This window comes from Bradyrhizobium sp. Bra78, assembly GCF_024519855.1.
GTDB lineage: Bacteria > Pseudomonadota > Alphaproteobacteria > Rhizobiales > Xanthobacteraceae > Bradyrhizobium > Bradyrhizobium japonicum_G.
Genome location: NZ_JALJRE010000017.1, coordinates 106,258 through 126,553, shown reverse-complemented (window position 1 = coordinate 126,553; position 20,296 = coordinate 106,258). Strand labels below are relative to the sequence as shown.

Here is a 20,296-nt window from a genome sequence, read left to right as displayed (position 1 = left end):
AATTGCGAAGCAATTTTGCGCCGATGCGACGAAGCAACCCAGACTGCCTTCTGCGGATACAGACCTGGATTGCTTCGCTTCGCTCGCAATGACGAAGGAAACTACGGCTTCAAGATCGACGCGCCGGTGGTCTTGCGGCTTTCGAGATCGATATGCGCCTTCGCGGCATCCTTCAGCGCGTAGGCGTGGTTGATCGGCACGTGCAGCTTGCCGTTGATGACGGCGGCGAACAGCGTGTCGGCGCCTTCCAGCAGTTCCTTGCGGGTGCCGACGTAGTCGTTGAGCTTCGGCCGCGTCGCAAACAGCGAGCCGTGATTATTGAGCTCGGCAATCGAGAACGGCGGCACCGGACCTGACGCGTTGCCGAAAGAAACGAACATGCCGCGCGGCTTCAGGCACGACAACGAGCCCGGGAAGGTCGCCTTGCCGACGCCGTCATAGACGACGTCGCAGCCCTCGTTACGGCTGATCTGTTTGACGCGCGCGACGAAGTCTTCCTCATTGTACAGGATGACGTGGTCGCAGCCATTGGCTTCGGCAAGCTCGGCCTTCTCGCGCGAGCCGACGGTGCCGATGACGTGTGCCCCGAGCGCCCTCGCCCATTGGCAGGCCAACAGGCCGATGCCGCCGGCCGCGGCATGGATCAGCACGCGGTGATGCGGCTCGACCTTGAAGGTCTTGTGCAGGAGATACCAGACCGTCAGCCCCTTCAGCATCAGCACGGCGCCCTGCTCGTAGGTGATGTGGTCGGGCAGCTTGACCAGCTTCTCCCAGGGGACGTTGCGCTCGCCGGTATAGGCGCCGAGATTGTGGTAATAGGCGACGCGGTCGCCGGGATGGAAATTGGTCACGCCCGGCCCGACCGCGGCGACCTCGCCCGAGGCCTCGTTGCCGGCGATGAACGGCAGTTCCGGCGCCTTGTAGAGGCCGGTGCGGTAATAGACGTCGATGAAGTTCAGGCCGACCGCATGCTGGCGGATGCGCACCTCGCCGGGCCCGGGCGCCGGCACCTCGACGCTCTCATAGACCAGGGCCTCGGGGCCTCCGACCTTGTGGACACGGACGGCTTTGGTCATTACCTGACCTCCTCTTCTCAAAGCTCAGCGAAAGACATCGCGCCCGCCTTGTCAACTCGACGCAAAATGGAACGGTTAAACGGGCGGCTTGGCCGATTTCCTGCGGTTGCGCTTGGCCAGCACGTTGAAGAATTCGACCGCTGCCGAGAACGCAATTGCGAAATAGATGTAGCCGCGCGGAATATGGAATTGGAATCCGTCCGCGACCAGCGCGACGCCGATCAGCACCAGGAACGCCAGCGCCAGCATCTTGGTGGTCGGATGCTCGGCGACGAATCGCGACACCGGCCCGGACGAAATGTACATGATCAGGCAGGCGATCACGACGGCCGCGATCATGATTTCGATGTCCTGCGCCATGCCGATCGCGGTGATGATCGAGTCCAGCGAGAACACGATGTCGATGATGATGATCTGGACGATCACCCAGAAGAAGGCGCTGCCGCCGGATTTCTCATCGCCCTCGCCGTCATCGGCCTCGACCTCGGCGTGGATCTCGTGCGTGGCCTTCGCGATCAGGAACAGGCCGCCGCCGATCAGGATCAGGTCGCGCCAGGAGAAGTCGTAAACCGAGAAAGAGAACACCGGCGCGGTGAGGCCGATCAGCCAGACCAGCACGCTGAGCAGCATGATGCGGAAGATCAGCGCCAGCGCGAGCCCGATCTGGCGGGCGCGGTTGGCCTGCTTCTCGGGGATGCGCGAGACGATGACCGACAGGAAGATGACGTTGTCGATCCCGAGCACGATCTCGAGCGCCGTCAGGGTGAGCAGCGCGGCCCAGGCTTCGGGACTGGTCAACAGGTGCATCATGCGAAGGATCTTGTCAGCCTTATCATTGCGTCGCTGAAGCTGATCCAGAGCGCGATCGCGCAGAGCGCGATGGTCACGCCGGCGCCGACGCGGAAATCCATCTTCAGCGTATAGAGGCCGAGCACCGCCCAGACCGCGATCAGCGACATCGTCAGCCAGCGCAGCCGCACGACGCGGACGGGATGCAGCACGTGGAACGGCACGAAGGTCAGCACCACCAGGCTCGCGACCAGCAGCGTCGAGACCAGCGGCGGCCAGTGCAGCAGGAACAGATAGAACGCCGCCGCATTCCACAGCGCCGGAAAACCGCGAAAATGATTGTCATCCGCCTTCATGCGCAGATCGGCGAAATATAGTGCGCTGGTGACGATGATGGCGACGCCGAGCAGGGGCGCGGCAACCGGCAGCAGCAGGCCGCTGGCGACGATCGCATAGGCCGGCACGAAAACATAGGTGACGAAATCGACCACGAGATCGAGCACGTCGCCCGACCAGTTCGGCTGCACGTCCTTGACGTTGAGCCGGCGCGCGATCGGCCCGTCGATCGCGTCGATGACGAGTGCGACACCCAGCCATCCGAACATCGCCGCCCAATGCTCGCGCACCGCCTCCAGCATCGCCAGCAGCGCGATCGCCGCGCCGAAGGCGGTGAAGATGTGCACCGAGAAGGCCGCGGCGCGGATCGCGGGTCTGGGCTTCAGGGAATCCTGCTGGGTCTCCATGGCTTCTGCTATCAGAATGACACCGGTTTGCACATCCGCCATTGCGGCGCTCGGTCGCACAATTCGCCATAAAATCAGGGAAAAACAGGTGGGCTTGAATTTGTCGCGGGGCGTGTCCAATGTCGTTCCATGACAGATGCATCGACACTCCATGACGCGGCCGTGATCGGCGGCGGACCGGCGGGCCTTGCGGCGGCCATCGCGCTGGCGCAGGCGGGTGCACGAACCGCGCTGGTGGCGCGGCGCGTGCCCTATGCCGACAATCGCACGACCGCGCTGTTAGGTGCCTCCGTCGATCTGCTGGAGAGCCTCGACGTCTGGCCGCGCTGCAAGGACAAGGCGGCGGCGCTCGAAATCATGCGGCTCGTCGACGACACCGGGCGGCTGTTCCGCGCCCCGGAGGTCCGCTTCTCCTGTCACGAGATCGCGCTCGACGCCTTCGGCTACAACATCGACAATCGTTCGCTGATGCTGGCGCTGGAAGAGCGCGCGGGTGAGTTCTCCAACCTCGTCCGTTTCGACGACGAGGCCGAGAGCATCGTCGTCGCGGCCGACGACGTTGCGATCCGGACGGCCTCCGCGCAATTCATCGCGGCCCGCCTCGTGGTTGGTGCCGACGGCCGGCATTCGCTGTGCCGCGAAGCCGCGGGCATCGAAGTGACCCGGCGTGAGTTATCGCAGACCGCGCTGACCTTCAACGTCGGCCACGCGCGCCCGCATCGCAACGTCTCGACCGAGTTCCACACGCCGCACGGGCCCTGCGTGTTCGTGCCACTGCCCGGCAACCGTTCCAGCATCGTCTGGGTCGCGGCGCCCGCGGACGCCGAGCGGCTACGCGGCTTGAGCGACGCGGAACTCTCCGCCGCGATCGAGAAGCAGTCGCAGTCGATCCTTGGACGCATGACGGTCGAGCCCGGACGCAACCTGTTCCCGCTGGCGATCGAGCGGCCGAAATCCTTCGGCCGCGACCGGATCGCGCTGGTCGGCGAAGCCGCCCATGTGCTTCCCCCGATCGGCGCCCAGGGCCTCAATCTCGGCCTGCGCGATGCCGCCGACATTGCCAGGCTCGCGGGCGAAGCCATCGCGTCGGGCCAGGATCCCGGCGACCCCGACGTGCTCAAGCGCTACGACCGGGCGCGGCGTCCGGACATCCTGAGCCGGACGTTCGCGATCGACATCGCCAATCGCTCCCTGCTCAACGATTTCCTGCCGCTGCAGCCGGTCCGCGCCATCGGCATGCACCTGCTCGGCGCCATCGGCCCGCTCCGGCGCTTTGCGATGCGCGAGGGCCTGACGCCGACGTGGCGCAGGTAATCTGGCAAAAATGGCGTTTTACGGAAACGCCAGCCGGCCGGTCTGTATCGCCCACATCACGCTCGTCAGCGTGACCACGGACGCAAAGGTCCCGAGCAACACCGCAACGGAGGCGGACTCGATCCAGGCGTCGTTCTGCCGGGCGATCACGAACACGTTGAGCGCGGGCGGCAGCGAGGCCATCAGCACCGCGGTTGCGGCCCAGGGCTGCGCGAACGGACCGAACGCCAGCATCAGGCCGAACGCCGCGAGCGGGTGGATCAGCAGCTTGACCGCGATCACGCCGGGCACTTCCCATGGCACGCGGTCGAACGGGCGAAGCGCCACCGTCACGCCGAGCACGAACAGCGCTGTCGGAGCGGCCGCGTTCTGAAGAAAGGTGATGGTGCGGTCGAGCGCCACCGGCAGCTCGATGTGGAGCGCGGCCACCGCCGCGCCGAAGCAGGCCGACATGATCAACGGGTTGAGCACGATCTGCTTGAGCACGACGCCGAAGGCATGCACGATCGAGGGGTGATCACGGTCGGACAGCTCGATCAAGAGCGGCACGATCGTGAACAGGAAGATGCTGTCGCAGCAGAAGATCAGCGCGGTCGGCGCCGAGGCCTTCGTCCCGAGCACGGCGAGCGCCAGTCCCGGCCCCATATAGCCGATATTGCCGTAGCCGCCGGAAAGCCCGGCAAGCGTCGCCTCGCGCAGCGTCAGCCCGCCGATAGCTTTCCCCAGGACGAGCGCCAGGGTGAATGCCGCGACCGTCGACAGCGTGGTCGCGACCAGGAACGGCGGATTGTTCAATTCCGCAAACGGCGTCTTGGACATGATCGCAAACAGCAGCGCCGGCAGCGACACATAGAGCAAGAAGAAGTTCATCCAGGCGAGACCCGATTCTGGCAGGGATTTGACCTTGCCGCAGGCGAATCCAACGAAGATCAAGCCGAAATAGGGTAGAGCCAGATTGAGGATATCGACCATTGATGAAGTGTTTTCTGAAGACTTGGTGCCTATCCGCCCCGCAACCGCGGGTTAATTCCAGATCAGGGCACTAGCATCGGCCACAATCCTGGTCTATCGACGGGGAATGATTAAAGCGCGGACCGCCAAATTCCAGATCGGACAGGTCGTGCGCCACCGGATCTTCTCGTTCCGGGGCGTAATCTTCGACATTGATCCGGAATTCAACAACACCGAGGAGTGGTGGCTGTCGATCCCCGAGGAGGTGCGGCCCCACAAGGACCAGCCGTTCTACCACCTGCTCGCGGAGAACGCTGAGTCGGAATACGTCGCCTACGTCTCCGAACAGAACCTGTTGCCCGACGAGTCCGGCGAGCCGATCCGGCACTCCCAAGTCGCCGAGATCTTCATCAAGGACAAGACTGGCGGCTACCGTCCGCGAAATCCGTCGCTGAACTAAGCGTCGCCCTCGACAGGCGGGGCAGCAAAAAAGGCGCTCGATCGAGCGCCTTTTTCATGTCCGGACGTTGAGTCCCGATTACTTCTGAGCCGCCGGCGGTGTGCCGGGAGCCGCGCCCTGCTGCTCGAGCTTCTTGCGCTGCTCGTCAGCCTTCTTCTGAAGCTCTTCCTGGAGCTTCTTCTGGGTTTCCTCGAACACCTTCGGATCGGTCGGGGGACCGTCATAGGCCTTCTGGAACTCGCCGGCGAGCGGCAGCGGAAGAGTCAGCGGCGCGCCGTTGGCGTTGATCGCCTGGACAACGAGATTCTGGCCCTTCTTCATGTTGTTGATGAGCTCGGGCGTGGCCTCGTAGTCCGACATGCAGCCGTTCTGGAAGCAGATCACGTACGGGCTCTGCAACGGCGGATTGCTGTCCACGATGATGCGGGTGCCGTGCACGAGCTGCATACCGAGCGGCAGCGTGACGCGCAGGATCTTCTTCGGCTCGCCTTCCGGCTCGATGATCACGGCGGCAATGACCGGCTGGCCCGACTCGATGCGGCCGTCCTTGCCGGTGAAGCACACCTGCTTGGCATTGGCGTCCTGGCCCTTGAGGCAGAACTTGGTCCAGGGGGCGTAGATCAGCTGGATCTGCTGATCCGCTGGCTGGGCCGCGCCCTGCTGCGCCGGAGCGCCCTGCGCGGGAGCCGGCTGGGCAGGCGCCTGAGCGGCCGGTGCCGGAGCCTTGGGGGCGGCCTTCGGAGCGGCCTTCGGAGCCGCCTTGGGTGCGCCTGGGGCCGGCGCCTGGGCCTCGGCGGCAAACGGAACGGCCAACGCCGTGGCCGTCAACAAGGCGAGAAGTCGCCCGCGCAGCCGTACGGACGCGGCCAAGTAACGGAAATTCATTGCGGAAAACCCTTTCTGAACGGGAAGTGCCCGAACCGCTCCGAAGCGCCGAACCTGGCCGCCTTGGGCGCGGCTCTCTCCCCGTCAATTGAGGCGGATAAGTGACGGCTCGGCGCTCTTGCGCGATTGCCCGCCTTCTTAACGTGGCCGACGAAAAGATCAATGCCGACAAGCGTCTTTGAGCGCCCTGGCGCCAGCGTCCCATCAAATTCCCTGTGATAGGATTCAGGCCCGGCGGTCCTCGAATCAGCGTGTGCCGATGTTCATGTTCCAGCGCCCGCTCGGTTGGCTTCTTGAGGGCCTCGGCGTCCGCTTTTGCGCCTTCGTCTCGGCCTTCGTCTCGGCTTTCGTCTTGGCCCTCACCTTGACCCTGGCCTCCGCGCTCCCGGCTGGTGGCGCGCGAGCCGAGGAACTCCATGCCATCGCGATGCACGGCAAGCCGGCGATGCCTGCCGATTTCACCCACATGCCCTACGTCAATCCTGATGCGCCCAAGGGCGGCCGGCTGACCTGGGGTATTCTCGGTACCTTCGACAGTCTCAATCCCTTCATCGTCAGGGGGCTGGCCGTACAGCAGATGCGGAACTACGTGGTCGAGAGCCTGCTCGCACGCGGCAATGACGAGCCGTTCACGCTCTATGGCTTGCTCGCAAGATCGGTCGAAACCGACGACGAGCGGAGTTTTGTCACGTTCCACATCGATCCCCGCGCCCGCTTCTCCGACGGCGAGCCGCTGCGCGCGGAGGACGTGCTGTTCTCCTGGCAGCTGCTGCGCGACCACGGCCGCCCCAACCACCGGCAATACTATGCCAAGGTCGCCAGAGCCGACGCGCCAGATCCTCTCACCGTCCGTTTCGACCTGACCGGAGCCAATGACCGCGAACTGCCACTGATCCTCGGCCTGATGCCGATCCTGCCGAAGCATGCGGTCGACGTCGCGGCTTTCGAGGAGACGACGCTGACAGGCCCGGTCGGCTCCGGCCCCTATCGCGTCACGGCAGTGAAACCCGGCGCCAGCGTGACGCTCACCCGCAATCCCGATTATTGGGGCCGCGATTTGCCGATCAATCGCGGGCTGTACAATTTCGACGAGATCAGGCTCGACTATTTTCGCGAGGCCAACGGCCAGTTCGAAGCCTTCAAGCGCGGCCTCTACGATTTCCGCATCGAGCAGGAGCCGCTGCGCTGGCACGACGGCTATGATTTTCCGGCGGCCAGAAGCGGCGAGGTGATCCGCGACACCATCACGCCCGGGTTGCCGCAGCCTTCCGAGTTTCTGGTGTTCAACACCCGCCGTCCGATCTTCGCCGACATCCGTGTGCGCCAGGCCTTGACGCTGCTGTTCGATTTCGAGCTGATCAACCGCAACTACTTCTTCAGCCTCTACGCGCGCGTCCCCGGCTATTTCGCCGGCTCGGACCTGTCGTCCTATGGCCGGCCTGCGGATGCGCGCGAGCGCGAGCTGCTCAAACCGTTCGCCGCGCAGATTCCAGCCGACATCATGGACGGCGGCTACCGCCTGCCGGTGACCGACGGCTCGGGCCGCGACCGGACCACGCTGCGCGCAGCCCTGAAACTGTTGTCCGAGGCCGGCTACGATCTCGACGGCACCGTGCTGCGCAATAGCGCGACCAAGGCGCCCTTCACCTTCGAGATTTTGGTCACGACTCGCGACCAGGAGCGCATCGCACTCGCGTTCCAGCGCGACCTCAAGCGCGCCGGCATCGAGCCGAGCGTGCGATCGGTCGATCCGGTGCAGTTCGACCAGCGCAGGCTCGCCTACGAGTTCGACATGATCCAGAATCGCTGGGACCAGTCGCTGTCGCCCGGCAACGAGCAATATTTCTACTGGGGCAGCGCCGCCGCCGACAATCCGGGCACCCGCAATTACATGGGCGCCAAGGATCCCGCGGTCGATGCCATGATCGCCGCGCTGCTGGAAGCCCGTGAACATACGGCTTTCGTCTCGGCGGTGCGGGCGCTCGACCGCGCACTGATCTCCGGTTTCTATACAATCCCCCTGTTTAACGTATCCGAGCAATGGATCGCGCGCTGGAATCGGATAGAACGGCCAAGGACCACCGCGCTGTCCGGCTACCTGCCGGAGACCTGGTGGTCGAAGGGGCAGCCGCAAGCTTATCAAGCAAAGTGACGCCGTGAACCAGCCAGCCGTATCGCCGACGCTCGACACGCTGTTTCAGCGCACGCTGATGCGGCAGCCGCATGCGCCTGCCCTGCTCGACCCCCTCAACAAGGCCCGCGTGACCGGGCACCAGCCGCGGCGGATGAGCTATGCCGAGGCCGACACGGCGATCGAGGCGCTATCGGCCTACTTCGTCGAATCGGGCCTGCCGGCCAATTCCGTCATTGCGATCCAGTTGCCGAATACGGTCGAGTTCGTGCTCACCGTGCTCGCCGCCCATCGCGCCGGCCTCGTCGTCGCCGTGCTGCCGCTGCTCTGGCGTCATGCCGAACTGACCGCCGCTCTGAACCGCACCGCGGCGCGCGCCATCGTCACCATGAGCACGGTCGACGGCGTCAGCTATGCCGATCTGGCCATGCATGCGGCTGCCGAAGCCTTCTCGATCCGCCATGTCTGCGGCTTCGGCGCCGATTTGCCCGAAGGCATGGCCGCGCTCGATGACGTGCTGGCTCGCCCGCCCGGCACCGCGCGCGCCGTGATCCAGGATGGCCGCAAGGCGGCGATGATCTCCTTCGACGTCACCGCGGAAGGCTTTCGCCCGGTGCCGCGGCCGCATTTCAGCCTGATCGCAGGTGGGCTCGCGATGTCGCTGGAAGCCGACATCCGGCAGGGCGCGACCGTGATGGCGGCGTTTACGCCGATGTCGTTCGCCGGCCTCGCCTCCTCGCTCGCGGTGTGGCTGCTGAGCGGCGGCGCGCTCGCGCTGCATCACCCCTTCGAGAACGACGTGCTTGAGCAGCAGATCGTCGAGCATGAATGCGAGGTGCTGATCGCCCCTGCGCAACTCGCGCTGCGGCTCGGCGATGCCGACCTGGCGGCGCGCATGCCTACCTTACGCAACGTCATCGGCCTGTGGCGCGCCCCGGAGCAGGTGGCGGCGAGCGATGCCTGGATCGCGCCGCATGCGCCTCTCACGGACGTCTATCTGTTCGGCGAAGCCGGCCTGTTCGGCGCCCGTCGCGGCGAGGACGGCATGCCTGTTGCGGTGATGCCCGGGCCGCACGGCGCCCCGCGCGAGCAGTCCGGCTCCTCCATCGCCGGCGAGATCCTGCTGACGCCGAAGGGCACGCTCGGCCTGCGCGGAGCAATGGTGCCGATCGCGGCCTATGCCCCGCCGCAGCCGGTCGGCGAGACCCTGATCGCGCAGCCGCCGCGCGACTATGTCGACACCGGCTATGCCGCACGGATCGACCGTCCGAGCGGCGCGATCTGCATCACCGCGCCGCCATCCGGAATCATGGCCGTCGGCGGCTACCGATTCCTCTCCAACGACCTGCAGGAATGGGCGCGCCGGCTCGGCCAGGGCGCCCTGCTCACCGCGCTGCCCGACCGGCTCTCGGGTCACCGGCTGGCGGGCCGGGCCCAGGACAATACGCGCGCCCGCGAGGCGCTCAGCGAGCTCGGGCTTAACCCCTTGATGGTCGAAGCTTTTCGCGACCGGTCCGGGCCGGTTTAAGCGTAGTTTCGACCGATCCATTGACGCTGCATTAAGGCGGCCGGACTAGATTGCGCAGCACCTGTTGCCGTGATCAGAGTTTCTCGATGTCCCAGGCCGGCCCGATCCTGTTTGTGTCCAATGTCGAGCGGCCGGCCTTCATTGCGGCGCTGGACGAGGCCCGGCTGTTTCCCGTGGTCGATGCCGACTGGGCCAGCGCGGCGCGCGCGGTCGAACAGGTGCAGCCGGCCGCCGTGCTCGCCACGATGTCCGGCGGACACGAGCCGCATCTGGCGCCGCTCGCCAGGAAGATCGCGGACCAATCGCCTTACCTTCCCTTCGTGGCGCTGGACGCGGCGGGTGCGCTCCCGCACAACGCCCTGCCCTTTTCCTCCCGCAGCGGCAATTCCGACCGCCTGATCGCGCGGCTTCGCGCCGCGCTGCGCGTCCGCACGCTTCATGCCACGGTGCTGCGCCGGCTGCCTGAGGTGAAGGTCGCGCTGCCGGAGGCCGATCCCGCACGCGATGCCACCGTGCTCCTGATCGGCCGCGGCGCGGCTTACCCTGCGCTCTCCGTCGCGTTCGGCGAGCGCGCCGGTGTCATCGGTGCGCTCTCGATCGAAGCCGCGGCCAAACATCTCAACACCCGCGACCTCGACGGCGTCGTGCTCGCCGAAGGTTTTACCGCGCGCGTGACGGATGCCTTCCTCACCGTGCTCGCCGAGGACACCCGCTTCCGCAGCCTGCCCGTGGTCGTCACCGCACACCAGCTGACGCAGACCTACGACCTGCCCAATCTCGAGCTGATCCCGGGCGAGCCGGCGAAGATCGCCGCCAACGCGCTGCCGCTGATTCGCCAGCATGCGATGGAATCGCAACTGAGCCGCACGCTGCGCTCGATCGATGCCGGCGGCTGGCTCGATCCGCGCAGCGGCCTGCTCACGGTGGAAGCCTTTGCCCGCGATTTTGCCAAGGCGGTGGAGCAGACACTGGCCCGCGGCGGCGGCCTCTCGGTCGCGCGCTTCGCCTTCGATCCCGGCAACTCCCGCGCCCAGCTCGATGCCGCGCGCATCCTGAGCCGGCTGATGCGGCAGATGGATTTTGGCGCGGCCCAGAAGGACGGCTCCGTCATCGTCGTGTTCGCGGAAACCGACTTCCGCACGGCGCACATGATCGCGCGCCGCTTGTCGGCGGTGATGCGCCACACCTCGAACGGCAAGCACGAGATGCGCAGCGATCCCGTCGTCTCGGTGGATTCGCTCTCGCCGTCGGATACGGCGCGGTCACTGCTAGGGCGTCTTTCGGCGGACGCGTCGCGGGCGGCGTCGTAGGTAGTCTCGTCACCTCATGATGAACCCGCCGTCCACCGAGATGGATTGGCCCGTCACGTAGCTGGCGGCGTCGCTGCACAGCCACAGCACCGCGCTCGCGATCTCCTCGGGCCGGCCGACCCGTCCCATCGGCACGCTCTTCTCCATGGCCTTGAGAGCTTCGCCCTGGCCGCTAGCGACCATCTGGTCGGCCATCGGCGTCCAGATCAGCCCCGGGCATATGGCATTGATACGGATGCCGCGCGCCGCGTATTCGAGCGCCGCGCTCTTGGTGAAGCCAAGGACGCCATGCTTGGCGGCGTGATAGATGCCGCGCTCGGCGCCGCCCACGAGTCCTCCGAGAGACGAGCAATTGACGATCGCGCCGCTCCCCTGTCTGCGCATGTATTGCAGTTCAAATTTCATGCAGCTCCATTCGCCGCGAAGGTTGATCCCCATGACGCGGTCGTAGTCCTCGCGGGTGGTGTCGGCGGTGTCTGCGAGGACGTTCTGGACACCTGCGTTGTTGTAGGCGGCATCACACCTGCCGAAGGCGGCGACCGTCTTCGCGACCATCGCCTCGACCTGTGCGTCGTCGGAGACGTCGCAGCGGATCGCGATGGCCTTGTGACCTCGGGTGGCCAGTTCGCTTGCCGCGGCCCGCACCGCATCCTCGTTCCAGTCCGCCAGCGCGACGGATGCCCCGGTTTCCGCGAAGGCTTTTGCCGTGGCCAGACCCAGCCCGGATGCCGCGCCCGTCACCAGCGCGACCTTTCCTGCGAATGAAATGTTCATGGATATCTCTCCTATCGATGTATCGGGTCGCCGTACGCGCTGTCAGCGCTGCGTACGCGCGGCTTCCGCTTGCAAGTAGCGATCGCCCGTGATGGTGATCCGCGCGACCGAGGCATCGATGTGCCTGAGTTCGTCGGGAGTCAGCGCGACCGAGGTCGCGGCGATGTTCTCGTCGAGGCGGCCGAGCTTCGTCGTGCCGGGGATCGGGACGATCCACGGCCTCTGTGCCAGCAACCAGGCCAACGCGACCTGCGCCGGCGTTGCACGCTTGCGAACGCCGATCTCGGCGAGCAGGTCCACGACCGGCCTGTTCGCCTTGCGTGCCTCGGGCGTAAAGCGCGGCAAGCCGGCGCGATTGTCATTGCCGCCGAAGCTCGTGCTCTCGTCGATCTGGCCGGTGAGGAATCCCCTCCCCAGGGCGCTGAAAGGGACGAATCCGATCCCCAGTTCCTCGCAAACCGGCAACACGTCCGCCTCGGGCTGACGCCACCACAGCGAGTATTCACTCTGGATCGCTGCGACCGGCTGGATCGCGTGCGCGCGGCGGATGGTCGAGGCACCGGCCTCGCTGAGGCCGAAATGCCTGACCTTGCCCTGGGCGATCAGATTCTTCACCGCACCGGCGACGTCCTCGATCGGGACATTGGGATCGACGCGGTGCTGATAGAGCAGGTCGATCGCATCGACCCGCAATCGCTTCAACGAACCTTCGGCCGCCTGCCGGATGCGTTCGGGACGGCTGTCGAGCCCGCCAGATGTTTGAGAGCTGGCGGGATCGAGGTCGTGGCCAAACTTGGTGGCGATGACGACGTCCTTCCGGAACGGCTTCAGCGCCTCGCCGACCAGTTCCTCATTGGTGAACGGGCCGTACACCTCGGCGGTGTCGAAGAAGGTGACACCGCGTTCAACCGCCGCGCGGACCAGCGCGATCATCTCGTTCCGTTCCGGCGCCGGGCCACGATGATAATTCAGGCCCATGCAGCCGAGTCCCATGGCCGAGACCGTGAGGCCGCTATCGCCGAGCTCGCGCATCTGCATTTTCGGTCTTTCGGTCATATCACTCAGCCAGCTGCGACATCACTCGCGATACTGTTCGTCGCTGACCTTCTCCATCCAGTCGACATTCTTGCCGTTGAGTGACTGCGTGATGGCGATATGCGTCATCGCGGTCGTCGCGGTCGCACCGTGCCAGTGCTTCTCGCCGGGTGGGAACCAGACGACATCGCCGGGGCGGATTTCCTCGATCGGTCCCCCCTCGCTTTGCACCCAGCCGAGGCCGGTCGTGACGATCAGGGTCTGGCCGAGCGGATGGGTGTGCCACATGGTTCGTGCGCCGGGTTCGAAAGTCACCTGACCACCGCTCAGCTGTGCTGGATCACCCACCTGAAAGAGCGGATCGACGCGAACCGTGCCGCTGAACCATGCTTCGGGGCCTTTGCCAGCGGGGCGTGAGCCGTTGCGTTTGATGTCCATTGTTCCAAATCTTCCTGTTGTCGGACTAGTCTCACCCCGAGCCCGCGCAGAGCCTGCAGGGAACGATGCCAGCGTAACCAGTCCGGCAGCGCCCGAGAGCATGCCCCGTCGCGTCAGCACGCAGCGTGCATTCGCCGCATTGCTCTCGCATTGCCGGAAGGGAACGTCCGATCGATCCATATGCCGTGCTCGCCTTACCTCAAGCGGGACTGCGCCAAATCTAACGCGTGCGGCTATGCGGATTAGCCACTATAATTGGCATGGGCTTATAAGCAGGATCGATAAATGCAGCGCGGAAATCTCGACGACCTCTCGGCCTTCCTGATCGTCGCCCGAGAAGGCAGCTTCACGAGAGCGGCCGCGAAACTCGGCATTTCACAGTCCGCGCTCAGCTACACCATCAAGGAGCTTGAGGCCCGGCTGAAGCTACGCCTGCTGACGCGCACTACGCGCAGCGTGTCGCCGACGGCCGCCGGCGAGCGTCTGTTGCGCAATGTGGGTCCACGCATCGCCGAGATCGAGACCGAACTCGCCGCCTTGACCGAGCTTCGGGAAAGGCCCTCGGGTACGATCCGCATCACCGCGACCGAATATGCCACCGACGCTGTCCTTCTGCCGAAACTTGCGAAGCTCTTGCGTGAGTATCCCGACATCAAGGTCGAGATCGTCAGCGACTACGGCCTGACGGATATCGTCGCGCAGCGTTTCGATGCCGGCGTGCGGGATGGCGAGCAAGTCGCGAGGGACATGATTGCGGTGCGGATCGGCCCCGACGCGCGCATGGCTGTCGTCGGGGCGTCGTCCTATTTCCGGAGCCGGTCAGAGCCGAGAAAGCCGTCGCAACTGGTCGAGCACAATTGCATCAATCTGCGCCTGCCGACCCACGGCGGATTGTACGCCTGGGAGTTCGAAAAGGGCTCGCGGGAGCTCAAGGTTCGGGTCGACGGCCAATTGTTCTTCAACACCACGACCCAGATGCTCCAGGCCGCGCTTGCAGGCCTGGGCCTGGCCTATCTGCCGGAGGGCCCGGTGCAACCACATATCAGCAAGGGCCGCCTCAGGCGGGTGCTCGAGGACTGGTGCCCGCCCTATCCCGGCTACCATCTCTACTACCCAAGCCGGCGTCAGCCCTCCGCGGCCTTTGCGCTGCTGGTGGAGGCGCTCCGCCACCGGGGCTGAATCACTTTGGCAAAGCACCAAAAGCGATGGGCGTGGTTCGGATCAGCTTGAGCGACCGGACCATCTTCTCCACCGTTGCCTTGTATGTCTTGAAGTGGATGGTTTCCAGGTGAGACCGGTAGGCATCCTGATCCCGGTAGATCTCGAACACCCTGACGCGTGCGGGATTGTCGTTTTCGGATACGGCATAGAGTGCGATGACACCGGGCTCAACGCGCGTGGCGGTCTCGATTTGCTCGGCCACCGCAGCCTTGTAGGATTCAAGATGCGCGGGATCGACCTCGATCTCCGCCTCCTGCACGTAGAGCGGCTGCGTTCCGGCGCCGGCAGCGACTCCGGAGACGGCTGCCGTGAGCACGGACGCGCCGATCAGAAGAAGTTGCGAGATACTCAAGTCAGCCTCCTCGCCAATGGCCGGGCGAACGCGGCTAACGTGGCCGCTTCGCAAACACATCCTTGGCGACGGGCATCGCCGAAAAGACGTGGGGCCAGCCGACATAGAACGCCAGTTGCGTGATGGCTTCCGAAGCCTCGGTCTGGGTCAGACCATTGTCCATCGCCCTGTTGAGGTGCGGCGTGAGCTGCGCCATCTGCCCGTTGGCGATCAGCGCGCTGATGGTGACGAGACTACGGTCCCTGGGCGCAAGGTCCGGACGCAGCCACAGGTCACGAAACAGCACGTCGGTGGTGTATTGCACAACGCCTGGGAAGGATGCGCCGAACTGGCCCTCGACGAACGCTGCACGCTGTGCCTCGGCAGCCTCGTCGAGTGGCAATGGCTTCACCGTGACGGCCGGAAGCTCTCCGGCGCCGATGCCTCGGGCCGCGAAGACGTCCTTGGCAACGGCCACGGCCGACATCGCGTTGGCCCAGCCGGCGTAGAAGGCGAGATGCGTGATCATCTCCGATATCTCGCGCGGCTTCACGCCGTTATCGAGCGCAAGATTGAAATGATACGGCATCTCGATCGTCTGACTGCGCGCGATCAGCGCTGCCAGGATGACGATGCTGCGGTCGCGCGGCGCAAGGCCGGGCCGTTTCCAGACATCGCCGAGGAGACGGTTCTGCGTGTAGGCCTCCAGCGCCGGGGCAACCTTCCGAACATCCTCATACGAGAGCACAGACTTCGATCCGGTCATGATGGCAGTCTCCTCCGTGCGGGCCGATGGTATTACCATCAACGCAAGCAATGCGACGACCGCGGCTTGCAGCTTCATGAAGGATCTCCTGTGCGCCGCGGTTGCTTCCCGGACGCGCGCGCCGGCAGGGCGTGGTCACCCCTCACAGCCTGTTATAGAAGATGGGCCGCCGTGCGATTAGATGGCGTAATTCGCATGGACTTATCGAGCAAGCTTATGAATTGTCCGTGTCGCGCTCTTACGGTTTGTAACGAAGCGCGCCAATCAGCGCAGCCAGCGCCGGAGGCATCTGTCGCCGGCTGGGATGATAGAGGTAGTAGCCGGGGAAGGTCGGGCACCATTTCTCCAGAATCCGCTTCAACCGCCCGGCGCGGACGTCCGCTGCTACCTCATCCGCGTAGACATAGGCGATGCCCTGCCCCGCCAATGCTGCCTCTCGAATCAGATCGGCGTTGTTGAACACGAGGGGTCCCTCGACGCGAACCTCCAGGGGCCGGCCCTTCTCCTCGAAGTCCCAGGCGTAAAGCCCACCCGACCTGACATGCCGGTAGTTGATGCAGCGATGGCCGGCGAGTTCGCGGGGCGTCCTGGGCACCGGATGGTCGGCAAAATAGGAGGGCGCGCCGACGACAGCCATACGGATGTCCGGCCCGATGCGGACGGCGATCATGTCCTTCTCGACGATGTCGCCGAAACGGATGCCGGCGTCGATGCGCTCCGCGACGATGTCGATCAGATTGTCATCGACGATCATATCGACCCGGATATCGGGATGGGACGCAAGGAAACGCGGCAGGACAGGCATCACGACGGACGAGACCGCGTGCTTGGTCGCCGTGACGCGGACGGTGCCGGACGGCTTGCCGCGCAGAGCGCCGACCGCGTCTACACCTGAGGAGATTTCGTCCAGCGCGGGACGCAGCGAACGCAGCAGCGTCTCCCCCGCTTCCGTCGTCGACACGGAACGCGTGGTCCGCGACAGCAGCCGCACCCCGAGCCGCTCCTCCAGCGCCTTCATGGCATGGCTCAACGCCGACTGCGACATGCCGAGCTCGGCCGCCGCACGGGTGAAGCTGCCCTGTTCCGCGACCGCAGCAAAGGCTGCGAGGTCATACAGATCGTCTCGCTTCATTCATGCACCACATACATAAGCTTAAGCAGATTATAATGACTAATCGAAATCCGCATCTAGGTTTATCAGGCTGTCAGCGGGCCCGTAGCGCACCGGTCGAGACGACGCCGTCGTGGCTGTCCGACGGCTCCAAACGTAGCCGAATGTCGGCACGCCTAGTTGACCAACTCGGCCTGCGCGACAGGCCGCAAGGAGCGGATTGATGAAGCTTATCGTGAACAACCGGGAGGTCACGATCGATGCAGACCCTGCGATGCCCCTGCTCTGGGCGCTGCGCGACGTGATCGGGCTGACCGGCACCAAGTTCGGCTGCGGTGCCGCCCAATGCGGCGCCTGCACGGTGCATCTGGATGGCGAGGCCATCCGTTCCTGCATCACGCCAGTCTCGGATGCCGAGGGCAAGAAGATCATCACCATCGAGGCCGCGACCGACGGCACCGACCGCGTCGGCGCCGCCGTGCATGCAGCCTGGGTCAAGCACGACGTGGCGCAGTGCGGCTACTGCCAGAGCGGCCAGATCATGAGCGCCATCGCCTTGATCAAGTCCCTGCCCGCCGGACAGCAACCCACCCCCGACAACATCGACGCGGCGATGGCCGGCAACATCTGCCGTTGCGGCACCTACGTCCGCATCCGCGCCGCCGTCGCCGACGCCGCGCGCACGCTCGCCTGAAGGAGCCGCCATGCTGCCGAACATCGACTACAGCGAATTACCGCGCGCGCTCCAGCACATGCTGGAACGGGGTCAGCCCGTGAAGACGCTGCCGCGCCGCAGCTTCCTGAAACTCGCCGGGGCCACCGGGCTGGCGCTCGGCGCATTTCCCCACGTCGCCATGGGCGCGACGACCGCTGGTGGTAACCCCGCCAGCGCCCTCAAGCCGACACAGCAGCCGTCGGCCTTCGTCCAAATCGCCGGCAACGGCGAGGTCACCGTGACCATCAACCGGCTGGAATTCGGACAGGGCGTCCACACCGCGCTGCCGATGATCCTGGCCGAAGAGCTCGACGCCGACTGGACCCTGGTGCGCAGCCGGCACGGCACCAACGATGCCGCCTATGTCGATCCGCTGTTCGGCATTCATCTCACCGGCGGCTCGCATTCGATCAAGAACAGTTTTTCGCAGTATCGCGAACTCGGCGCACGCGCACGGGCCATGTTGCTCGCAGCTGCCGCGGCGCGCTGGAAGGTGGATATAGCCACGCTGCGAACGCAGGCCGGGACGGTGCTTGGCCCCGGCGGCCGCAAGCTCGGTTATGGCGAACTGGCCGAAGCCGCCATGGCACGGCCGGTGCCTGAGAAGGTTACGCTGAAGGATCCGAAGGATTTCCGCATCATCGGCTGCCCTACGCCGCGCCTGGATGCGCGGGCCAAGAGCAGCGGGCGACAGGATTTCGGCATCGATACGCGCCTGCCCGGTCAGTTGACAGCCGTCGTGGCGCGTCCGTCAGTATTCGGCGCACGCCTAGCCGCGGTCGATGACAGCGCGGCGCGCGCCGTCAATGGCGTGAAGGCCGTGCTGCGCGTGCCGCTGGATGGCGGCGCCGAAGGCGTCGCGGTGGTCGCCGACGGATACTGGCAGGCCACACAGGGCCGCGACGCCCTGAAGCTGAAGTGGGACTCCGCGAAGGTGGAGAAGGTCGACAGCGAACGGCAGCTCGTCCACTACCGCGAGCTGGCCGGCCGTCCCGGCCCGCGCAAGTTCGACGCCGACATGGCGCCGCTCGCCACAGCGCCCCGGCAACTGGAAGCCGAGTTCGTCTTCCCCTACCTCGCCCACGCGGCGATGGAGCCGTTGAACTGCACCGTTGCCCTCACCGAGGGCCGCGCCGAGCTGTGGGTCGGCAGCCAATGTGCCGGGCTGGATGCGGGCGCGGCGGCGCGCGTGCTGAACCTCAAGCCCGAACAGGTGACTGTGAACGTGCAAATGGCCGGCGGTGGCTTCGGCCGGCGTTTCTCCAGCACGAGCGACACCGTGGTCGAGGCCTGCGAGATCGCGAAGGCTGCGCGGGCCGCCGGACTGAATGCGCCGGTGCGCACGCTGTGGAGCCGCGAGGATGACATGCGGGGCGGCTTTTACCGTCCCATGCATCTGCACCGCGCCCGCATCGGCTTCGACGAGCGCGGCAACGTACTGGCCTGGGATCACGTCATTGTCGGCCAATCCATCACCACCGGCTCCGTGTTCGAGCAGTTCCAGGTCAAGAACGGCATCGACGGCACGGCAACCGAAGGCATGCGCGACCCCTACCCGCTGCCGATGCGCCTGACCGTGCATCATCCCAAGCTCAACGTACCGGTGCTGTGGTGGCGCAGCGTGGGCTCCACCCACACCGCCTTCGTGATGGAGACCCTGCTCGACGAGATCGCCCGTGCGACGCAGCAGGATCCGGTCACCTATCGGATGCGGCTGTTCGGCGACAAGCATCCGCGCCACAGGGACGCGCTGCAACTGGCGGTGGACAGAAGCGGCTACGGCAAGACGCACCTTGCTGCGGGCCGGGCCTGGGGCGTGGCCGTGCACGAGTCCTTCGATTCCGTGGTGGCTTATGTGGTGGAAGCGTCGGTGAAAGACGGCCGGCCTGCGCTACACCGCGTAACCGCCGGCGTGCATTGCAATCTGGCCGTGAACCCACGCACCGTGGAGGCCCAGGTACAGGGCGCCGCAGTCACTGGCCTCTCGATGTGCCTGCCGGGGTCGGCGATCACGCTCAGGGACGGCGTGGTCGAACAGAGTAATTTTGATGGCTACACCGTCGCGCGCATCACCGACATGCCCGAATTCAACGTCCACATCGTGCCCAGCGTCGAACCACCCACCGGCATCGGCGAGCCTGGCCTGCCGCCCCTGGCACCGGCGTTCGGCAATGCCATCGCACGGCTGACCGGCAAGCCGCTGCGTCAGCTCCCGTTCAAACTGGCCTGATCAGGCGGCGGCCGCCACGGTCGTCTTCCGAATATCCACATTGTCCATGAATAGAGAGATGACGTCATGACATCAGACGTGAGCAAGAAGGTGATGATCCGTTTCACGGAGTTCATCAACACTGCTAGCCAGACTCTGGCCGCAGAGCTCATTTCTCCCGATGCGACCTTCCATGTCCCCGGACGCAGCGAGCCGATGCGAGGGCCGGCGGGTTATCTTGCCATCATCCAGATGATGCGCGGAAGTTTCCCGGATATTCAATGGACGCTCGAGGAGATGGTTGCCGAAGATGACAAGGTGGCTGCGCGCTTCACCATGGGAGGGACTCACCTCGGCACCTTCTTCGGCACCCCATCGACCGGGAAGAAGATCGCGGTCCAGGCCCTGAACATCTATCGCCTGTCGCATGGGCAGATCATCGAAGAAACAGGCCAGCCCGATCTGCTCGGATTGCTTCAGCAAATCGGCGCAGTCCCTGCAAATTAGCG

20 protein-coding genes are annotated in these 20,296 nt (G+C 65.3%); 9 read left to right on the top strand and 11 right to left on the bottom strand.

The annotated features are described in order from the left end of the window. Positions 1-101: 101 nt before the first annotated feature. The 3 genes from OC450_RS30235 to pcsA all read right to left on the bottom strand — a co-directional run bounded on the left by OC450_RS30235 (position 102) and on the right by pcsA (position 2,650). Positions 102-1,076 (bottom strand): quinone oxidoreductase family protein, encoded by a 975-nt coding sequence (locus OC450_RS30235; protein WP_262049217.1) that lies wholly within the window; start codon positions 1,074-1,076, stop codon positions 102-104. Between the two features lie 75 nt (positions 1,077-1,151). Then, the gene (locus tag OC450_RS30230; protein ID WP_211386413.1) at positions 1,152-1,886 is read right to left on the bottom strand and encodes a TerC family protein; all 735 of its coding nucleotides are present in this window, start codon (positions 1,884-1,886) and stop codon (positions 1,152-1,154) included. Further along, on the bottom strand, positions 1,883-2,650 hold the full coding sequence (pcsA, locus tag OC450_RS30225) for a phosphatidylcholine synthase (protein WP_211386412.1): 768 nt from the start codon (positions 2,648-2,650) through the stop codon (positions 1,883-1,885). Before pcsA ends, OC450_RS30230 begins: the two co-directional genes overlap by 4 nt. An 87-nt stretch (positions 2,651-2,737) precedes the next feature. On the opposite strand from pcsA, the gene OC450_RS30220 reads away from it, so the two are divergent. Then, on the top strand, positions 2,738-3,922 hold the full coding sequence (locus tag OC450_RS30220) for a UbiH/UbiF family hydroxylase (RefSeq protein WP_262049216.1): 1,185 nt from the start codon (positions 2,738-2,740) through the stop codon (positions 3,920-3,922). A gap of 18 nt (positions 3,923-3,940) precedes the next feature. Here the strand turns inward: OC450_RS30220 and OC450_RS30215 are convergent, their stop codons facing one another. Then, a complete protein-coding gene (locus tag OC450_RS30215; RefSeq protein WP_211386410.1) occupies positions 3,941-4,894 on the bottom strand; it encodes an AEC family transporter in 954 nt (317 codons plus the stop codon). Positions 4,895-5,000: 106 nt separating this feature from the next. On the opposite strand from OC450_RS30215, the gene hspQ reads away from it, so the two are divergent. Then, positions 5,001-5,333 (top strand): heat shock protein HspQ, encoded by a 333-nt coding sequence (gene hspQ / locus OC450_RS30210; RefSeq protein ID WP_092028580.1) that lies wholly within the window; start codon positions 5,001-5,003, stop codon positions 5,331-5,333. Positions 5,334-5,411: 78 nt separating this feature from the next. On the opposite strand, the gene OC450_RS30205 is transcribed toward hspQ, so the two are convergent. Further along, positions 5,412-6,218, bottom strand: coding sequence for an invasion associated locus B family protein (locus OC450_RS30205; RefSeq protein WP_211386409.1), 807 nt, complete (start codon positions 6,216-6,218; stop codon positions 5,412-5,414). Between the two features lie 259 nt (positions 6,219-6,477). On the opposite strand from OC450_RS30205, the gene OC450_RS30200 reads away from it, so the two are divergent. From OC450_RS30200 to OC450_RS30190, 3 genes are all read left to right on the top strand, one after another. Next, entirely contained in the window at positions 6,478-8,370 is a 1,893-nt protein-coding gene (locus tag OC450_RS30200; RefSeq protein WP_262049241.1) for an extracellular solute-binding protein, read from the top strand. Between the two features lie 4 nt (positions 8,371-8,374). Further along, entirely contained in the window at positions 8,375-9,877 is a 1,503-nt protein-coding gene (locus OC450_RS30195; protein WP_262049215.1) for a class I adenylate-forming enzyme family protein, read from the top strand. An 86-nt stretch (positions 9,878-9,963) separates the two neighbouring features. Beyond that, a complete protein-coding gene (locus tag OC450_RS30190; RefSeq protein WP_211386407.1) occupies positions 9,964-11,187 on the top strand; it encodes a GGDEF domain-containing protein in 1,224 nt (407 codons plus the stop codon). Positions 11,188-11,196: 9 nt separating this feature from the next. Here the strand turns inward: OC450_RS30190 and OC450_RS30185 are convergent, their stop codons facing one another. The 3 genes from OC450_RS30185 to OC450_RS30175 are packed head-to-tail and all read right to left on the bottom strand — an operon-like array spanning position 11,197 to position 13,434. After that, a complete protein-coding gene (locus tag OC450_RS30185) occupies positions 11,197-11,961 on the bottom strand; it encodes an SDR family NAD(P)-dependent oxidoreductase (protein WP_256806640.1) in 765 nt (254 codons plus the stop codon). A gap of 42 nt (positions 11,962-12,003) precedes the next feature. Continuing rightward, complete coding sequence (locus tag OC450_RS30180; RefSeq protein ID WP_262049240.1) at positions 12,004-12,999, bottom strand: aldo/keto reductase; 996 nt, start codon at positions 12,997-12,999, stop codon at positions 12,004-12,006. Between the two features lie 39 nt (positions 13,000-13,038). Then, positions 13,039-13,434: a cupin domain-containing protein gene (locus tag OC450_RS30175; RefSeq protein WP_211386405.1), complete on the bottom strand. Its 396-nt coding sequence runs from the start codon at positions 13,432-13,434 to the stop codon at positions 13,039-13,041. Positions 13,435-13,719: 285 nt separating this feature from the next. Here OC450_RS30175 and OC450_RS30170 point away from each other — a divergent pair, with 285 nt between their 5' ends. Next, the gene (locus OC450_RS30170; RefSeq protein WP_262049214.1) at positions 13,720-14,613 is read left to right on the top strand and encodes a LysR family transcriptional regulator; all 894 of its coding nucleotides are present in this window, start codon (positions 13,720-13,722) and stop codon (positions 14,611-14,613) included. A 1-nt stretch (position 14,614) separates the two neighbouring features. Here the strand turns inward: OC450_RS30170 and OC450_RS30165 are convergent, their stop codons facing one another. The 3 genes from OC450_RS30165 to OC450_RS30155 form a co-directional block, all read right to left on the bottom strand. Then, complete coding sequence (locus tag OC450_RS30165) at positions 14,615-15,007, bottom strand: putative quinol monooxygenase (protein ID WP_262049213.1); 393 nt, start codon at positions 15,005-15,007, stop codon at positions 14,615-14,617. Positions 15,008-15,041: 34 nt separating this feature from the next. Then, positions 15,042-15,830: a carboxymuconolactone decarboxylase family protein gene (locus OC450_RS30160; RefSeq protein WP_262049212.1), complete on the bottom strand. Its 789-nt coding sequence runs from the start codon at positions 15,828-15,830 to the stop codon at positions 15,042-15,044. Positions 15,831-15,990: 160 nt separating this feature from the next. Continuing rightward, on the bottom strand, positions 15,991-16,884 hold the full coding sequence (locus OC450_RS30155; protein ID WP_256806635.1) for a LysR family transcriptional regulator: 894 nt from the start codon (positions 16,882-16,884) through the stop codon (positions 15,991-15,993). A 202-nt stretch (positions 16,885-17,086) separates the two neighbouring features. Between OC450_RS30155 and OC450_RS30150 the strand changes: the two genes are divergently transcribed. The 3 genes from OC450_RS30150 to OC450_RS30140 all read left to right on the top strand — a co-directional run bounded on the left by OC450_RS30150 (position 17,087) and on the right by OC450_RS30140 (position 20,294). Further along, positions 17,087-17,557, top strand: a complete 471-nt coding sequence (locus OC450_RS30150) for a (2Fe-2S)-binding protein (RefSeq protein ID WP_211386401.1) — start codon at positions 17,087-17,089, stop codon at positions 17,555-17,557. 10 nt (positions 17,558-17,567) lie between these two features. Beyond that, positions 17,568-19,808: a xanthine dehydrogenase family protein molybdopterin-binding subunit gene (locus OC450_RS30145; RefSeq protein ID WP_256806634.1), complete on the top strand. Its 2,241-nt coding sequence runs from the start codon at positions 17,568-17,570 to the stop codon at positions 19,806-19,808. A 66-nt stretch (positions 19,809-19,874) separates the two neighbouring features. Beyond that, on the top strand, positions 19,875-20,294 hold the full coding sequence (locus tag OC450_RS30140) for an ester cyclase (protein ID WP_256806633.1): 420 nt from the start codon (positions 19,875-19,877) through the stop codon (positions 20,292-20,294). Positions 20,295-20,296: the final 2 nt, after the last annotated feature.

Excerpts from the sequence above, each read along its gene's own strand:
- OC450_RS30235 (WP_262049217.1), bottom strand. The coding sequence starts at position 1,076 with ATGACCAAAGCCGTCCGTGTCCACAAGGTCGGAGGCCCCGAGGCCCTG.
- OC450_RS30230 (WP_211386413.1), bottom strand. The coding sequence starts at position 1,886 with ATGATGCACCTGTTGACCAGTCCCGAAGCCTGGGCCGCGCTGCTCACC.
- pcsA (WP_211386412.1), bottom strand. The coding sequence starts at position 2,650 with ATGGCGGATGTGCAAACCGGTGTCATTCTGATAGCAGAAGCCATGGAG.
- OC450_RS30220 (WP_262049216.1), top strand. The coding sequence starts at position 2,738 with ATGACAGATGCATCGACACTCCATGACGCGGCCGTGATCGGCGGCGGA.
- OC450_RS30215 (WP_211386410.1), bottom strand. The coding sequence starts at position 4,894 with ATGGTCGATATCCTCAATCTGGCTCTACCCTATTTCGGCTTGATCTTC.
- hspQ (WP_092028580.1), top strand. The coding sequence starts at position 5,001 with ATGATTAAAGCGCGGACCGCCAAATTCCAGATCGGACAGGTCGTGCGC.
- OC450_RS30205 (WP_211386409.1), bottom strand. The coding sequence starts at position 6,218 with ATGAATTTCCGTTACTTGGCCGCGTCCGTACGGCTGCGCGGGCGACTT.
- OC450_RS30200 (WP_262049241.1), top strand. The coding sequence starts at position 6,478 with ATGTTCATGTTCCAGCGCCCGCTCGGTTGGCTTCTTGAGGGCCTCGGC.
- OC450_RS30190 (WP_211386407.1), top strand. The coding sequence starts at position 9,964 with ATGTCCCAGGCCGGCCCGATCCTGTTTGTGTCCAATGTCGAGCGGCCG.
- OC450_RS30185 (WP_256806640.1), bottom strand. The coding sequence starts at position 11,961 with ATGAACATTTCATTCGCAGGAAAGGTCGCGCTGGTGACGGGCGCGGCA.
- OC450_RS30180 (WP_262049240.1), bottom strand. The coding sequence starts at position 12,999 with ATGCAGATGCGCGAGCTCGGCGATAGCGGCCTCACGGTCTCGGCCATG.
- OC450_RS30175 (WP_211386405.1), bottom strand. The coding sequence starts at position 13,434 with ATGGACATCAAACGCAACGGCTCACGCCCCGCTGGCAAAGGCCCCGAA.
- OC450_RS30170 (WP_262049214.1), top strand. The coding sequence starts at position 13,720 with ATGCAGCGCGGAAATCTCGACGACCTCTCGGCCTTCCTGATCGTCGCC.
- OC450_RS30160 (WP_262049212.1), bottom strand. The coding sequence starts at position 15,830 with ATGAAGCTGCAAGCCGCGGTCGTCGCATTGCTTGCGTTGATGGTAATA.
- OC450_RS30155 (WP_256806635.1), bottom strand. The coding sequence starts at position 16,884 with ATGAAGCGAGACGATCTGTATGACCTCGCAGCCTTTGCTGCGGTCGCG.
- OC450_RS30150 (WP_211386401.1), top strand. The coding sequence starts at position 17,087 with ATGAAGCTTATCGTGAACAACCGGGAGGTCACGATCGATGCAGACCCT.
- OC450_RS30145 (WP_256806634.1), top strand. The coding sequence starts at position 17,568 with ATGCTGCCGAACATCGACTACAGCGAATTACCGCGCGCGCTCCAGCAC.
- OC450_RS30140 (WP_256806633.1), top strand. The coding sequence starts at position 19,875 with ATGACATCAGACGTGAGCAAGAAGGTGATGATCCGTTTCACGGAGTTC.